The sequence below is a fragment of the Pseudomonas sp. FEN genome (assembly GCF_904067045.1).
Taxonomy (GTDB): domain Bacteria; phylum Pseudomonadota; class Gammaproteobacteria; order Pseudomonadales; family Pseudomonadaceae; genus Aquipseudomonas.
Genome location: NZ_CAJFDC010000024.1, coordinates 122,293 through 138,195, shown reverse-complemented (window position 1 = coordinate 138,195; position 15,903 = coordinate 122,293). Strand labels below are relative to the sequence as shown.

Sequence of the window (15,903 nt, the reverse complement as noted above, 5' to 3'; positions counted from 1 at the left end):
TCATACTCATCTCAGCCCACCCGCTTCGACGGACTGTGGTAGATGTCAGCGAACATATCGGCCATGGCCTCCTCGCTGGGCTCTTCCTGCATTTGCACACTGACCGCCCTGGACACCAACTGGTGCCGGCGCGGCAAGTGCAGATCGTCCGGAATGCGCGGCCCGTCGGTCAGATAGGCCACCGGCAATTCATGACTGATGGCCAGGCTCAGCACTTCGCCGAGGCTCGCCGTTTCATCAAGCTTAGTCAGGATGCAGCCGGCCAGCCCGCAGCGCTTGTAGCTGTGATAGGCGGCGGTCAGCACCTGCTTCTGGCTGGTCGTCGCCAGTACCAGGTAATTCTTCGCCTTGATCCCGCGTCCGGCCAGGCTTTCCAGTTGCATGCGCAATGCCGGATCGCTGGCCTGCAGGCCGGCGGTATCGATCAGCACCACACGCTTGCGCAGCAGCGGATCAAGGGCCTGGGCCAGGGACTGGCCCGGGTCGACATGGGTCACGGACACGTTGAGGATCCGTCCCAGGGTCTTGAGTTGCTCCTGGGCACCGATGCGGAAGCTGTCCATGCTCACCAGCGCGATGTTCTGGGCGCCATACTTGAGCACGTAGCGTGCCGCCAGTTTGGCCAGGGTGGTGGTCTTGCCCATGCCGGCGGGGCCGACCATGGCGATCACGCCCCCCTCTTCCAGCGGCTCGATCTCGGGTGTGACGATCATCCGCGCCAGGTGCGCCAGCAGCATGCGCCAAGCCTGGCGCGGCTCGTCGATCTCGGTGACCAGGTCCAGCAGGTCGCGCGACAGCGGACCGGACAGACCGATGCGTTGCAGCCGACGCCAGAGGTTGGCCTGCTGCGGCTGACGGCCTTGCACCTGATTCCAGGCCAGGGAGCCGAGTTGGACTTCCAACAGCTCGCGCAGGCCATTGAGTTCGAAACGCATCGAGTCAAAAGCCCGCTGGTCCACCGCCGGAGCTGGGGCGACCGGGGCTGGCGCCGGGCGCCGGGGCTCGTCGAAAGTCGGTTCGATCAGCGGTTCGGCGGCGGTCAGCGGCAGGCCGGCGAACAGCTGGCGATTGCTCGCCGTCTCGCCATCGCCACGCAGGCTCAGTTCCGCCTGGGCGGTGACAATACGCGACTGGGTCTTGCGCAGCTCGTCTTCGAGCTCCATGTTCGGCACCCGCGGCGACAGCGCCGAGAGCTTGTAGTCCAGGGCAGCCGTCAGCTCGACACCGCCCGCAATCCGGCGGTTGCCGATAATGGCCGCGTCCGAACCCAGCTCATCACGAACGAGCTTCATGGCCTGACGCATATCGGCGGCGAAAAAACGCTTAACTTGCATAACCCACTACCTCAGCCGTTGGGCCCTACTGTCGCAACGATGGTCACTTGCTTGTTGTCCGGGATTTCCTGGTAGGCCAGTACGTGCAGACTTGGCACCGCCAGTCGCCCAAACCGCGAAAGCATCGCGCGAACCGGTCCAGCTACCAGCAGGATCACCGGCTGCCCTTGCATTTCCTGGCGCTGGGCGGCGTCGATCAGCGAACGCTGGAGTTTTTCAGCCATGCTCGGTTCCAGAAGAACGCCTTCTTCCGAACCTTGTCCGGCCTTCTGCAGACTATTGAGCAATATTTGTTCCAACCTTGGCTCCAAGGTGATCACAGGCAGCTCGGACTCAAGCCCTACAATGCTTTGGACGATTGCACGGGACAATCCGACGCGCACCGCGGCAACCATAGCGGCAGTATCTTGACTCTTGGAGGCATTGTTTGCGATTGCCTCGGCAATGCTGCGGATATCGCGGACCGGCACGTGTTCGGCCAGCAAGGCTTGCAACACCTTGAGCAATTGCGACAGGGAAATGATCCCCGGCACCAACTCTTCAGCCAGCTTCGGCGAGCCTTTGGCCAGCAATTGCATGAGCTGTTGAACTTCCTCGTGGCCGATCAGTTCGCTGGAATGCTTGTAGAGAATCTGGTTGAGGTGCGTCGCCACAACGGTACTGGCGTCGACCACGGTATAGCCGAGGGACTGGGCCTGGGAACGCTGGCTGACCTCGATCCACACGGCTTCCAGGCCAAAGGCCGGGTCCTTGGCGGTAATCCCGTTGAGCGTGCCGTAAACCTGGCCAGGGTTGATCGCCAGCTCGCGATCCGGGTAAATCTCGGCTTCGGCCAGGGTCACGCCCATCAGGGTCAGGCGATAGGCACTGGGGGCCAGGTCGAGGTTGTCACGAATATGCACAGTGGGCATCAGGAAGCCCAGGTCCTGGGAGAGCTTCTTGCGCACCCCCTTGATCCGCGCCAGCAACTGCCCGCCCTGGTTGCGATCCACCAGCGGAATCAGGCGATAACCGACTTCCAGGCCGATCATGTCGATGGGACTGACGTCGTCCCAACCCAGCTCCTTGGTTTCCATGGCTCGCGCTGGCGACGGCAGCAGCTCCTGCTGGCGCTGGACTTCGGCCAGGGCCTGGACCTTGGCAACATTCTGTTTTTTCCAGACCATATAAGCCATGCCACCGGCAACGGCGGCCAGGCTGATAAAGGAAAAGTGCGGCATGCCCGGCACCAGGCCCATCACCGCCATCAGGCCGGCGGCAACACCAAGCGCCTTGGGCGAGGCGAACATCTGCCGGCTGATCTGCTTGCCCATGTCTTCCGAGCCGGAAGCCCGGGTCACCATGATCGCCGCCGCCGTGGATAACAACAGCGATGGCAATTGCGCCACCAAACCGTCACCAATGGTCAACAAGGCGTAGACCTTGCCGGCGTCGGCAAAACTCATGTGATGCTGGAAGATCCCGACCGCCATGCCGCCGATCAGGTTGATGAACAGGATCAGCAGGCCGGCGACGGCGTCACCGCGGACGAATTTGCTGGCACCGTCCATGGAGCCGTAGAACTCGGCTTCCTGGGCAACCTCCAGACGACGCAGCTTGGCTTGCGGCTGATCGATCAGGCCGGCGTTGAGGTCGGCGTCGATAGCCATCTGCTTGCCGGGCATCGCATCGAGAGTGAAACGCGCGCTCACCTCGGAAATCCGTCCGGCGCCCTTGGTGACCACGACGAAGTTGATGATCATCAAGATCGCGAAGACGACGATACCGACCACGTAGTTGCCGCCGATCACCACCTCACCGAAGGCCTGGATCACCTTACCGGCCGCGGCATGGCCCTCCTGGCCATGGAGCATGACCACCCGGGTCGAGGCCACGTTCAAGGCCAGGCGCAACAGCGTGGCGATCAGCAGGATGGTCGGGAACACCGCGAAGTCCAGCGGCCGCAGGGCATAGACGCAGACCAGCAGGACGACAATCGACAAGGCGATGTTGAAGGTGAAGAACACATCCAGCAGGAACGCCGGCACCGGCAACATCATCATCGCCAGCATGACCAACAGCAGCACCGGCACACCCAGGTTACCCCGGCCGAGGCTACTCAGGTTACTGCGCGCGGAGTTGAGAAGTTGAGAGCGATCCACCGGTATTCCTCGTCACCTTGAAGCAAACTTTTGACGCCACAAGCGCCATAGGCCAGCCTTTGCAAGAAGCCTTCCAACTCTGGCGAGGACACATAAATGCTTGTGGCAGGAGGCCGATGGACGCCACAAACCCGTGGGAGCCGGCTTGACGATGAACGATCAGGAATCGCGGCGCAGATCCGGTGGAATCGGCAGGTCGCCCTTGAGCGGGTCCGGGCGCTTGCCCTTGCCAGCGCGGTGCTGGCGGATCTGATAGACATACGCCAGCACCTGCGCCACCGCCAGGTACAGGCCCGCCGGAATCTCCTGCTCCAATTCGGTGGAGTAGTAGATCGAACGCGCCAGGGCCGGCGATTCGAGCAGCATGATGTCGTGCTCGACGGCGATCTCGCGGATCTTCAAGGCCAGGAAGTCGCTGCCCTTGGCCAGCAGCACTGGCGCGCCACCCTTCTCCGCGTCGTATTTGAGCGCCACGGCATAGTGGGTCGGGTTGGTGATCACCACATCCGCCTCGGGGATCGCCGCCATCATCCGCCGCTGGGACATTTCGCGCTGCAACTGGCGAATCCGCTGCTTGACCTCCGGCCGCCCCTCCTGGTCCTTGTGCTCGTCACGCACTTCCTGCTTGGTCATCAGCAGCCGCTGATGGGCTTCATAGAGCTGCACCGGCACATCCACCGCGGCAATGATCAACAGCCCCAATGACATCCACAAGGTGCTCCAGCCCACCACCTGCAGACTGTGAATGATCGCCATCTCCAGTGGTTCATGGGCAATACGCACCAGGTCATCGATATCCGAAGACAACACCGACAACCCGACGAACAGGACGATGACGAACTTGCCGATAGCCTTGAGCAGCTCCATCAGCGCCTTGGTCGAGAACATCCGCTTGATCCCCGCCAAGGGGTTCATCCGACTGAACTTCGGCGCCATGGTACCGGCAGAGAACAACCAACCACCGAGGGAGATCGGCCCGATAAGAGCGGCAAGCAGAATGCTCAGCAGGATCGGCTGCACCGCCCAGATCGCAATTTCCCCGGAGTGCATGAGGAAAATCCCCATGTAGCGCTGGTCGACCACCACTTCCCGGGTCAGGCTGAAGTTCAGGCGCATCAACTCAGCCATCTGCTGGGCCAGGGCGCCGCCGAACACCAGCAAGGCACCGGCGCCAGCCATCATCACGGCAAAGGTATTGAGTTCCTTGGAGCGGGCAACCTCACCCTTCTCCCGGGCATCTCTTTTCTTTTTGTCCGTGGGGTCTTCTGTCTTGTCCTGACCACTCTCGCTCTCGGCCATGGCTCAGCGCGCCCGTGCCAGTGCACGTAAAAACTGCAGGGCCTCGACGGCCAGCGGTTGATACTGGTTGAGAATGTCCCCCAGGCTGATCCAGAGGATGAACATCCCCAACACCAGGATCAACGGGAAACCGATGGAGAAGATGTTCAGTTGCGGCGCGGCGCGGGTCATGATGCCGAAAGCGATGTTCACCACCAGCAACGCGGTGATCGCCGGCAGCACCAATACCAACGCCGCCCCGAGCACCCAGCCGAGCTTGCCGGAGATTTCCCAGAAATCCGTGGTCGACAGCCCGCTGCCCACCGGAAAGGTGGTGAAGCTCTCGGTCAGCACCTCGAGGACCACCAGATGGCCATTCATGGCCAGGAACATCAGCGTCACCAGCATGGTGAAAAATTGCCCGATCACCGCCGCCGAAACACCGTTGACCGGGTCGACCATGGAGGCGAAGCCCATGCCCATCTGGACCGCGATAATCTGTCCGGCCACCACGAAGGCCTGGAAAAACAACTGCAGGGACAGGCCGAGCAAGGCGCCGAAGATGATCTGCTCGGCAATCAGCAGCAGCCCGCTCAGATCCAGCGGATGCACTTCGGGCATCGGCGGCAGACCCGGCGTGATGACCACGGTGATTGCCAGGATGAAGTACATGCGTATCCGCCGCGGCACCAGGGTGGTTCCGAAGATCGGCATGGTCATGATCACCGCGCCGACCCGGAACATCGGCAGCATGAAGCTCGCGACCCAGCTGCTGATCTGCGTGTCGGTCAGCGCGAGCAGCGACATGTCAGCCGATGACCTGCGGAATGCTGCCGTACAGCGACAGGATGTATTCCATGAACTTCTGCACCAGCCACGGACCGGCGACGATCAGGGTGATCAGCATCACCAGCAGGCGCGGCAGGAAGCTGAGGGTCTGTTCGTTGATCTGGGTGGCGGCCTGGAACATCGCCACCACCAACCCCACCAACAGGCTCGGGATCACCAGCACCGCGACCATCAGGGTGGTCAGCCAGAGGGCATCGCGGAATATGTCGACTGCGACTTCAGGAGTCATTGCACATCACTCGCTCTAGACACCGCCAAAACTGCTGGCCAAGGTACCGATGATCAGTGCCCAGCCATCCACCAGCACGAACAGCATGATCTTGAACGGCAGGGAAATAATCAGCGGCGACAGCATCATCATCCCCATGGCCATCAGCACACTGGCCACTACCAGGTCGATGATCAGGAAGGGAATGAAGATCATGAAGCCGATCTGGAACGCGGTCTTCAATTCCGAGGTCACGAAGGCCGGCACGACAATGGTCAGCGGTGCCTGGTCGGGCGTGGCGATGTCGGTGCGCTTGGACAGGCGCATGAACAGCTCCAGGTCGCTGCTGCGGGTCTGCGCCAGCATGAAGTCCTTGATCGGCCCCTCGGCCTTGAGCACCGCATCCTGGGCCGTCATTTTCTCGGCCAGGTAAGGTTGCAGGGCGTCATGGTTCACCTTGTCGAAGACCGGCGCCATGATGAACATGGTCAGGAACAGCGCCATGCCGGTGAGGATCTGGTTCGAGGGCGTCTGTTGCAGGCCCAGGGCCTGACGCAGGATCGAAAAGACAATGATGATGCGGGTAAAGCTGGTCATCAGCATGACGAATGCCGGGATAAAACTCAGCGCCGTCATGATCAGCAGGATTTGCAGGTTGACCGAATATTCCTGCTGGCCGTTGGCCCCGGTGCCAAGGGTGATCGCCGGGATCGACAATGGATCGGCGGCGAGCGCGATAGGCGCCGCCAGCAGCAAGACCAGCGTCAAGACAAACCGCAAAGCACCCATCACTTCTTATCCTTACCCAGCATTTCCATCAGGCGTTGAGCGAATTCAGGCGTGGCCTGTTCGCCGCTCGGCACCTGGACCGGCTCCTTGAGCACATGCAACGGGGTGATCGTGCCCGGCGTCAGCCCGAGCAGGATCTGCTCGTTGCCGACCTGCACCAGCACCAGACGGTCGCGCGGCCCAAGGGCCCGCGAGCCGATCAGTTCGATCACCTGCGCCTTGCCCCCCGGCCCCACCTGTTGCACACGGCGCAACAACCAGGCGAGGACAAAGATGATCCCCAGCACCAGCAGCAAGCCGAGCACCAGTTGCGTCAACTGCCCGGCCATGCCGCCACCCGCGCTCGGCGCAACCGTCGCGGCCGTGTTCAGCGGTTCCGCCGCCCAGACACTGAAGGGCGACAGCAGCAAGATGCCGAGAAGCCTGCTCATTCAGCGCAACTTCTTGATGCGTTCGCTCGGACTGATCACGTCGGTCAGACGGATACCGAACTTCTCGTTGACCACCACCACTTCACCGTGGGCGATCAGCGTGCCATTGACCAATACGTCCAACGGCTCGCCAGCCAGGCGATCAAGCTCGATCACCGACCCCTGGTTCAATTGCAGCAGGTTGCGGATATTGATATCGGTGCTGCCGACCTCCATGGAAATCGACACCGGAATGTCCAGGATCACTTCCAGGTTCGGACCGTCCAGGGTCACCGGCTCGTGGCTCTTGGGCACACTGCCAAACTCTTCCATGGGCAGGCGGTTGGAGCTCGACGCCGTGCCGGAATCGGCCGCCAGCAAGGCATCGATATCGGACTGGCTGGCGTCGCCAGTTTCTTCCAGGGCAGCCGCCCATTCATCGGCCAGGGCCTGGTCGTCCGCGGAAGTCATATCGTGTTCGTCAGCCATCAGTTGTCCTCGGCGAGCAGAAAATCAGTTAACACAGCACATGCCTGATCGATCCCCTAACGGCGCTCGATCGCTTCAATCACTTGCAGCGCCAGGTTGCCCTTGTGGGAACCGAGCTTGACCTTGAACGATGGCACGCCATTGGCGCGCATGACCATGTCCTCCGGCAACTCCACCGGAATCACATCGCCTGGCTGCATATGCAGGATATCCCGCAGGCGCAACTGGCGACGGGCAACCGTGGCACTGAGGGGCACGGCCACGTCCAGCACGTCTTCGCGCAGGGCCTTGACCCAGCGCTCGTCCTGGTCGTCGAGGTCGGACTGGAAACCGGCGTCGAGCATCTCACGCACCGGCTCGATCATCGAGTACGGCATGGTCACGTGCAGGTCGCCGCCGCCGCCATCGAGTTCAATATGGAAGGTGGACACCACCACCGCCTCGCTCGGACCGACGATGTTGGCCATGGCCGGGTTCACTTCCGAGTTGATGTACTCGAAATTGACTTCCATGATCGCCTGCCAGGCCTCCTTGAGGTCGATGAACGCCTGCTCCAGCACCATGCGCACTACTCGCAGTTCGGTGGGCGTGAATTCACGGCCTTCGATCTTGGCATGGCGGCCATCGCCACCGAAAAAGTTGTCCACCAGCTTGAACACCAGCTTGGCATCAAGGATGAACAGCGCGGTACCGCGCAGCGGCTTGATCTTCACCAGGTTGAGGCTGGTGGGAACATAGAGCGAATGCACGTATTCGCCAAACTTCATCACCTGCACGCCACCGACCGCCACATCGGCGGAGCGGCGCAGCATGTTGAACATGCTGATGCGGGTGTAGCGGGCGAAACGTTCGTTGATCATCTCCAGGGTCGGCATGCGTCCGCGGACGATGCGATCCTGGCTGGTCAGATCATAACTTTTGACACTGCCGGGCTCGGCAGCGGTTTCGGTCTGCACCAGACCGTCATCGACGCCGTGCAAGAGGGCATCGATCTCATCCTGGGACAGCAGATCCTGCACGGCCATGTCGTGATCCTACTGCAATACGTAGTTAGTGAAGAGCAGCTGTTCAACCACCACTTTGCCGACTTCCTTCTGCGCCACTTCCTGCACGCTGGCAGTAGCTTTCTGACGCAGCAATTCCTGACCGACCGGGGTGGCGAGGGTTTCGTAGGTCTGCCCGGAGAACAGCATCACCAGGTTGTTGCGGATCACCGGCATGTGGACTTTCAGGGCATCCAGGTCGGCCTGGTTGCGCGCCAGCAGCGTGATGCTCACCTGCATGTAGCGCTGGCGACCGGAGGCATCCTTGAAGTTGGTGACGAAGGCCGGCGCCATCGACTCGAAAATCGCCGGTGGCTTGGTGCTGCTGCTGGTTTCGACAGGGGCCGGAGCCGGTTTGCTCTGGGCACTGTGCATGAAGTACCAGGTCGCGCCCACCGACAAGCCGATGGCCAGCAGTGCGCCCAGCACAATGACGATGATGAGCTTGAGTTTGCTTTTACTGCCGGGTTCTTTTACCGCTGCTTCGCTCTTCGCCATGCCAATAATCCGTCACTATTCGATTTTTCATAGTCGCACGGCAAGGCTGGAGCAAGTGTTATGCCAGATTGGGCATAAGAGAAATACAGTCTTTGAAATACAACGGAACCTGTAGGAGCCAGCTTGCTGGCTCCTACAAATGCACACTGGGAAACCCCGTGCACACCGCGGTGTCCGACATGGGATCAGGCGTAATAGTCGACCGCGCTGGAGCCTACCACCACGCTGGAGCTGACCGCCGCCGCCTCGCCGACCGCGGCAATGGACAGCTCGTCCTGACTGTCGCCACTCAGGCTACCGCCAGTGTTGCCACCTTTCTGCGCCTGCTGCTGTTGCTGCTGCGCGCCCTGGCCCTGGCCAGCCCAACCACGGGCCTGGTCGGAAACCGTGACATCGGCCTGCCCAAGACCTTGCTGTTGCAGCATGTCGCGCAGGCGCGGCATGTTGCCTTCCAGGGCGTCGCGCACCCCGGCATGGGCACTGATGAAGCTGATCTGCGTCGGCTGGTCGGCTGACATGTTCACCTTGATATCCAGGCGCCCCAGTTCGGCGGGTTGCAACTGGATCTCCGCCGACTTGAGATTGGCGCTGGAGAGGTACATGACCCGATTGACCACCTCTTCGCTCCAGCCGCTCTGATGCATCGCCAACGGCTGGCTGGCCGGCAGCGCATTCGCGGTCTTGGGCGTGGCCGCCTGGGTCAGGGCCGCCAGGCGATTGGCGAAATCATCGACCCGGGTATCGCTGGAGGCACTCTTGATATCTTTCAGACCGTCATCGATCAAGGTCTTGAAGGATTTGTCGCCACCCTGGCCGCTGCTACCGGGATCGGTCTTCTGATCCAGCAGGGTGACGACGTTATTGACCGGGTTCTGCGCCAGCGTCGAATCGGTGGCATTGGTACCGGTGTTGGTCCCGGTGCTGTCGGTGGATTTCGCCGAGGCCTGACTGCCACTCGATACGTGACCGCCCTGCTCCATGGCCAGGCGTACCGCCGGCAGATTGTCCAGCGGGTCGGCGGCCGGATCGAAATCACCGGTAGCGGTCGACGTGGTCACCGCGGCCGGCGTGGTCGCAGCCAGGGGCGCCTGGAGCACCGCCGGATCGACCGGCGTGGCTGCGGCGGGCGCGGGGGCTGGTGGCGTTGCGGCAGCCTGGAGCAAGGCCGGATCGACGCTCGGATCCGGCGTCGCCACGGCGACTGGCGTATCGCTGGCCACACTCTTGGCGTCGCCGCCGGAAGCGCTCTTGTCGCCAGATTTCGAGGCATCGGTCGAGGCAGTGGTGCCGTCGGCCGTCGTCTTGTCCGTGGCACTCTTGCCATCAGCGGATGCCGTCTTGTCAGCAGCAGACGCCGTCTTGTCATCCGCCTTTGCCGATTTGTCGGCAGGCAAGGATTTGCCGCTACCGGCAACCGACGACGGCGAGGCGGCATCCGTGTTGCTGGCTTTGCTGGCCGGCGCATCCGGTTTGGAAGGCAGCACAGGGGCCTTGTCCGGCGTCGTCTTGAGCGGATTCATGGCAACCTTGACCGGATTGCTCTGCGTATCCCGGTAGACCTGGGCAAAGCTGAAAGCATTGTCCTTGGGCGTTGCGACAGCCGTCGGCGCGGGAATGACAGGGTCCGCCTGCGGCTTGACGGCAGCGGTGGCCTGGAGGAGCGAATTGGGGGCAAGTGGCATAACACGATCTCCGCTGCACAGGGGTCGTAAGTACAGTACAGGGAGTAATAGCAAGGTTCGGGCCAATCTGCCCCTTGGCGGGCGCGCCCCACCCTCGCGCTAGGGTCTGACCGGAAAGCGCTCGCGTTCGGTCTCGTAAAAGCACCGCACCAGCTCATATTCCCGATCAATCTGGTTGATCAGTTCTTCGACACCGACCAGCGGCAGTTGCGTGGCAAGCAGCTCCAACTGACGACAAAGCTCGGCCAGGCGCAGCGCGCCCATGTTGCTGCTGCTGCCCTTGAAGCTGTGCGCCAGCGCACCGAGATCCACGGCGTTGCTCGCCTGATGCAACTGTCCCAGGCGTTTTCCCGAGTCCTCGAGAAAAGTATCCAGCAACAGCGGATACTCATCTTCCATGATCTCCTGCAACGCACTGAGTGCATCACGATCCAGATGCTCCATATCGTTGTCCACTTGATCGCTCCCTGCTCCTGACCTGCGAATTATGCCTGAGCCTCCCACGAAAACTCCACGTGGGCACTGCGCCCATTGTCCGACCAGCTGGCATTGCGACCGAGCTGACGAACCAGCCCCACACCACGCCCCGACAGCCGATCGACCGCCACTGGACGCGCCATGACCTGCGCCACGTCAAAACCGTTGCCGCTGTCCTCGACCTGTATGCACAACCGACCGCCCTCTCCTTGCGGAACCACCTCCAGGCGCACGCGCACAAATCCCTCCCGCAGTTCGAGCAGACGCCGATTGCGTTGTTCATAGTATTGCGCAAATCCTCGTACATCGCGCTTGAGGCTCGAATCCAGGTTCAGGACACCGTGCTCCAGGGCGTTGGAGTAGAGTTCGGCGAGGACACTATAGAGCGCCCCGCTCTGCGTGCGCAGGCCATGTACTTCCATCAGCAATTGGAGCAGATACGGCAACGGGTTGAAGCGTTTGAGCGTGGCCGCGCGAAACTCGAAATTCACCGACCAGTCCAGCGGGCAGGATTCACCGCTGTCGGAATAGACCACGGCGCTCGACAATTGACGTGCCGGGGCCGGAAGACTGATCTGGACCATGCTCAGATCGTCCCGGGCTTCGCCGTGAAAACGCTGCAAGGCCTCCTGAATTTCCTCGAACAGACGGTCCGGATCCAGATTGGCTTCGAAGACCTCGTGCAGGCGCCCCACCCCGAAGAGCTGATCGTCGCTGTCGCAGGTATCGATCACCCCATCGGAAAGCAGGAACACCCGATCCCCCAGGGCCATGGGGTAGACATCGGTGCGATGGTCGAACGCCTCGGCCCCCAGCACCCCCAGGGGCAGATGCCGGGCCACCAGCGGCTGGCGCTCCCCCGTGGCCACGCGATGCAGGTAACCGTCCGGCATGCCGCCATTCCACACTTCCACGACCTGGCGCTGCGGGCTCAGGCAGAGAAAGGTGGCACAGCAGAACATGTCCACCGGCAGGATGCGCTTGAGCTTGGCATTCATCTCGCGCAGGGTTTCCGGCAGACCATAACCCTTGGCGGTCATGCCGTAGAACACTTCCGCCAGCGGCATCGCCCCGACCGCCGCCGGCAGGCCATGGCCGGTAAAATCGCCAAGCAGCACGTGCATGTCACCGGCAGGGGTATAGGCCGCCAGCAACAGGTCGCCGTTGAACAGTGCATAAGGCGACTGCAGGTAACGGATATTCGGGGCGTTCAGACAGCCGGAATGGGCCACCTTGTCGAATACCGCCTTGGCCACCCGCTGCTCGTTGAGCAGGTAGTCATGGTGCCGGGCAATCAGGTCGCGCTGTTGCAGGACGGTGTCCTGCAGACGCCTGAGACGGTCCATGGCCTTGATCTTGGCGCCCAGGATCACCTGATTGTAGGGCTTGGCCAGAAAATCGTCGCCGCCGGCTTCCAGACAACGCACCAACCCATCGACTTCGGTCATGGAGGTCAGGAAGATGATCGGCACCAACGACTCGCCGGCCAGCAGCTTGATCCTGCGCGCGGCCTCGAAACCGTCCATCACCGGCATCATCGCGTCCATCAGCACCAGCTGTGGCCGTTGCGCCTCGAACACGGCGACGGCCTCGGCGCCGTTACTGGCCGTCAGCACCGCGTGCCCCTGGCGCCTGACGATGCTCGAGAGCAGCAACCGATCGGCCGCGCCGTCTTCGGCGATCAATACCGTCAGCGACTCTGCTCCCGACTGCATGGCTATCAGCCGATGTCGAAGAGTTTGTCGAAATTGGAGATAGCGAGGATCTTGCGCACATCCGAGTTGCTATTGATCACCCGCACATCGGATTTATCACCACCGGCGTGATCGCGCAATAAAAGCAACATACCCAGTGCGGAGCTGTCCAGATAGGTCGCTTCCTTCAGATCGACCACAATGGACGACGGTTTCTTGGCAAGTCCCTCGTAAGACTCACGAAATTCCTGATGCCTACCAAAATCAAAACGCCCTTTGATGGAAATCGTCAATTTTGCGCCATCGGGCGATACTTCTACGACTACAGCCATGATCCTGCTTCCTTGTCAGTGGCGACGTGTACAAGGTTTAGCACCCCACCGAGGGTAGGGCAACCGTGAGCGTCAAAAATCCTGCAGATCAATACGGACTCTGCCGTGGTAAACGCTGGGACAGCTCATCCAGCAACTTCTGTTCACGCTTGTCTTCCAACTGGCGCGCCTCGTCGACATAGCGTTGCACCAGCTTGCGCAGGCCTTCGACCCGGGCATAGGCCTGTTGCCAGGCCTCGCGGGCCTTGTCGAGGTTGTTCTGGTGCCAGGCCAGGCTCTGGCGCTGCTGGCCAACCGCTGTGTCCAACTGCGTGAGGAACTGCTGGTAGCCCAACAACCATTGGCCGGAAACGCCCAGGCTGCCACGCTGTATCCATTGCTCCTGGTATTCGAGGCGAAAACGCTCGAGATCCTCCAGCTTGTTTTGCGCGACCCGCACCTGCCCCTGGAAATAGCCAAGGCGCTGCACCGCCGTGCGCTCGGCGCTTTCGGCCATGTCGACCACCGGGGTCAGACGCGCGGCGCGGCTCAGGGCCATGATTGATCAACCACCCGCCACGGGAGCGAACACCGACGCCAGATGCGCGCCGCTTTCACCCAGGCTGATATTGTCGTTCAAGCCCTGGCGCAGGTACTGGACCATCGCAGGCTGCAAGGCAATCGCGGTATCGGTCTCACGGTCGCCACCCGCCACATAAGCACCGACACTGATCAAATCACGACTCTGCTGGTAGCGCGACCAAAGCTGCTTGAAGTGTTGGGCACGACTCATGTGTTCGGGACTGACCACCGCCGGCATGACCCGGCTGATGGACGCTTCGATATCGATCGCCGGATAGTGGCCTTCCTCGGCCAGACGGCGGGACAGGACAATATGCCCATCGAGCACGCCCCGCGCCGCATCGGCAATCGGGTCCTGCTGATCGTCGCCTTCGGACAGCACGGTATAGAACGCGGTGATCGAACCGCCGCCGGCCTCGGCGTTGCCGGCACGCTCCACCAGCTTGGGCAATTTGGCGAACACCGACGGCGGATAGCCCTTGGTCGCCGGCGGTTCGCCAATGGCCAGGGCGATTTCCCGCTGGGCCTGGGCAAAGCGGGTCAGGGAATCCATGAGCAACAGGACATTCTTGCCCTTGTCGCGGAAATACTCGGCAATCCGCGTGCAATACATGGCTGCGCGCAAACGCATCAGCGGCGCATCGTCCGCCGGCGACGCCACCACCACCGAACGCTTGAGTCCTTCTTCGCCGAGGATGTGCTCGATGAACTCCTTCACCTCGCGCCCGCGCTCGCCGATCAGACCCACGACGATGATATCGGCCTCGGTGAAGCGGGTCATCATGCCGAGCAACACACTCTTGCCCACGCCGGTACCGGCGAACAGGCCGAGACGCTGGCCGCGACCCACGGTCAACAAGCCATTGATACTGCGAATGCCCACGTCCAGCGGCTGACTGATGGGATCGCGGTTGAGCGGGTTGATGGTCGGACCATCCATCGGCACCCAGTCCTCGGCCTTCATCCCGCCCTTGCCATCGAGGGCGCGACCGGCACCGTCAAGCACCCGCCCGAGCATGCTCATACCCATGGGCAAGCGCCCGGTGTCGGCCAAAGGCACGACCCTGGCCCCTGGCGCAATGCCGGCCACGCCACCCACCGGCATCAGGAATACCTTGCCGCCGGAAAAGCCCATGACCTCGGCCTCGACCTGCACCGGGTGATAGCTGTCGTCATTGATCACCAGGCAGCGCGCGCCCATGGCGGCCCGCAACCCCTCGGCCTCGAGGGTCAGGCCGACCATGCGCAGCAGACGTCCTTCGAGGACCGGCTGCCCGGGCAGGTCAATGGCTTCGGCATAAGCGCTCAAGCGCTTGCCGAAACTGGTGCGCTCAAGACGCATCGGAGAGGTCCGGCGCGGAAACCGTCGACAACGCTTCCTCCAGCTCCAGGACCATGTCCGGCAGCGCCGGATGCAGGGATTGCTCATGGAGCTGATCGAACAACTGCGCCACGGCCTTGCTGATACGGGTTTCGATGGTGGCATCGATCCGGCTGTGCTCGGTTTCGATCCGGCAGCCGCCCGCCTGCAGGGCCTCGTCCTCGACGATGCGCCAACTGGCTTCGTGGCGCTCGCGCAGAGCCTTGACCTGATCGAAGTCCTGGGGATTGATGAACAAGCGGATATTCTCGGCCCCCAGCGGCAGCAGCTTGAGGGCTTCGCGCAGGACGTGCTCGATCTGGCTGGAGTCGGTCTTCAGCTCGCGCTGGATAACTTCGCGGACCATGTGCTCAACCAGGCTTACCAGGCTCTGCTCGATCTGCCGGTCCTGCTCGGCGATGGGGGCGAACAGATTGCCCATCACCTGTTCCAGGGACTTGAGCTTGGCGCTCAGGGCGACTTCCGCCTCCTGCCGCACCTTGAGCTGGGTACTGTGGAAACCTTCGCGCTCGCCCACGGCGAAGCCTTCGTTATAGGCCTCCTGGCGAATGCTTTCGAGCTCTTCGAGGGTCAGCGGCTGGACTTCCTCCAGCGGTACCTCTTCCATCTCGGCGGGTGCTTCTTCCACCGGTTCCGGCTCGGACACCTCGACATGCGGGTCGAAACTGGGCAGCGACCAGAGGTCGAAACCACCCACGTCCCGGGCGCGGATCAGATCGGTTGGATCAGTCATGGCT

Annotated in this window: 17 protein-coding genes; all 17 read right to left on the bottom strand. The window is 62.0% G+C overall.

Translation table 11 applies throughout. From position 1 onward, the window contains the following. Window positions 1–11: 11 nt before the first annotated feature. The gene (gene flhF, locus PFEN_RS21190; protein WP_191488664.1) at window positions 12–1,334 is read right to left on the bottom strand and encodes a flagellar biosynthesis protein FlhF; all 1,323 of its coding nucleotides are present in this window, start codon (window positions 1,332–1,334) and stop codon (window positions 12–14) included. An 11-nt stretch (window positions 1,335–1,345) separates the two neighbouring features. Beyond that, on the bottom strand, window positions 1,346–3,475 hold the full coding sequence (gene flhA / locus PFEN_RS21185; RefSeq protein WP_191488663.1) for a flagellar biosynthesis protein FlhA: 2,130 nt from the start codon (window positions 3,473–3,475) through the stop codon (window positions 1,346–1,348). Between the two features lie 159 nt (window positions 3,476–3,634). Continuing rightward, the gene (gene flhB / locus PFEN_RS21180) at window positions 3,635–4,774 is read right to left on the bottom strand and encodes a flagellar biosynthesis protein FlhB (RefSeq protein ID WP_191488662.1); all 1,140 of its coding nucleotides are present in this window, start codon (window positions 4,772–4,774) and stop codon (window positions 3,635–3,637) included. Window positions 4,775–4,777: 3 nt separating this feature from the next. Continuing rightward, window positions 4,778–5,560 carry a flagellar biosynthetic protein FliR gene (gene fliR, locus PFEN_RS21175; RefSeq protein WP_191488661.1) on the bottom strand — a complete coding sequence of 261 codons (783 nt, stop codon included), beginning with the start codon at window positions 5,558–5,560 and terminating at the stop codon, window positions 4,778–4,780. Window position 5,561: 1 nt separating this feature from the next. After that, entirely contained in the window at window positions 5,562–5,831 is a 270-nt protein-coding gene (gene fliQ / locus PFEN_RS21170; protein WP_191488660.1) for a flagellar biosynthesis protein FliQ, read from the bottom strand. A gap of 15 nt (window positions 5,832–5,846) precedes the next feature. Next, a complete protein-coding gene (fliP, locus tag PFEN_RS21165) occupies window positions 5,847–6,599 on the bottom strand; it encodes a flagellar type III secretion system pore protein FliP (protein WP_191488659.1) in 753 nt (250 codons plus the stop codon). Beyond that, entirely contained in the window at window positions 6,599–7,030 is a 432-nt protein-coding gene (gene fliO, locus PFEN_RS21160) for a flagellar biosynthetic protein FliO (RefSeq protein WP_191488658.1), read from the bottom strand. Before fliO ends, fliP begins: the two co-directional genes overlap by 1 nt. Next, window positions 7,031–7,498, bottom strand: coding sequence for a flagellar motor switch protein FliN (fliN, locus tag PFEN_RS21155; protein WP_191488657.1), 468 nt, complete (start codon window positions 7,496–7,498; stop codon window positions 7,031–7,033). Window positions 7,499–7,554: 56 nt separating this feature from the next. Next, on the bottom strand, window positions 7,555–8,523 hold the full coding sequence (gene fliM / locus PFEN_RS21150; protein WP_191488656.1) for a flagellar motor switch protein FliM: 969 nt from the start codon (window positions 8,521–8,523) through the stop codon (window positions 7,555–7,557). Window positions 8,524–8,532: 9 nt separating this feature from the next. Further along, on the bottom strand, window positions 8,533–9,039 hold the full coding sequence (gene fliL / locus PFEN_RS21145; protein WP_191488655.1) for a flagellar basal body-associated protein FliL: 507 nt from the start codon (window positions 9,037–9,039) through the stop codon (window positions 8,533–8,535). Window positions 9,040–9,224: 185 nt separating this feature from the next. After that, window positions 9,225–10,721: a flagellar hook-length control protein FliK gene (locus tag PFEN_RS21140; RefSeq protein ID WP_191488654.1), complete on the bottom strand. Its 1,497-nt coding sequence runs from the start codon at window positions 10,719–10,721 to the stop codon at window positions 9,225–9,227. Window positions 10,722–10,820: 99 nt separating this feature from the next. Further along, window positions 10,821–11,165: an Hpt domain-containing protein gene (locus PFEN_RS21135; protein ID WP_191488728.1), complete on the bottom strand. Its 345-nt coding sequence runs from the start codon at window positions 11,163–11,165 to the stop codon at window positions 10,821–10,823. A 41-nt stretch (window positions 11,166–11,206) separates the two neighbouring features. Further along, window positions 11,207–12,913 carry a fused response regulator/phosphatase gene (locus tag PFEN_RS21130; protein WP_191488653.1) on the bottom strand — a complete coding sequence of 569 codons (1,707 nt, stop codon included), beginning with the start codon at window positions 12,911–12,913 and terminating at the stop codon, window positions 11,207–11,209. Window positions 12,914–12,918: 5 nt separating this feature from the next. Beyond that, a complete protein-coding gene (locus PFEN_RS21125) occupies window positions 12,919–13,224 on the bottom strand; it encodes an STAS domain-containing protein (protein ID WP_191488652.1) in 306 nt (101 codons plus the stop codon). Between the two features lie 88 nt (window positions 13,225–13,312). Continuing rightward, window positions 13,313–13,762, bottom strand: coding sequence for a flagellar export protein FliJ (fliJ, locus tag PFEN_RS21120; protein ID WP_191488651.1), 450 nt, complete (start codon window positions 13,760–13,762; stop codon window positions 13,313–13,315). A 6-nt stretch (window positions 13,763–13,768) separates the two neighbouring features. Beyond that, window positions 13,769–15,127: a flagellar protein export ATPase FliI gene (gene fliI / locus PFEN_RS21115; protein ID WP_191488650.1), complete on the bottom strand. Its 1,359-nt coding sequence runs from the start codon at window positions 15,125–15,127 to the stop codon at window positions 13,769–13,771. After that, window positions 15,117–15,899 carry a flagellar assembly protein FliH gene (fliH, locus tag PFEN_RS21110; RefSeq protein WP_191488649.1) on the bottom strand — a complete coding sequence of 261 codons (783 nt, stop codon included), beginning with the start codon at window positions 15,897–15,899 and terminating at the stop codon, window positions 15,117–15,119. Before fliH ends, fliI begins: the two co-directional genes overlap by 11 nt. Window positions 15,900–15,903 lie beyond the last annotated feature (4 nt).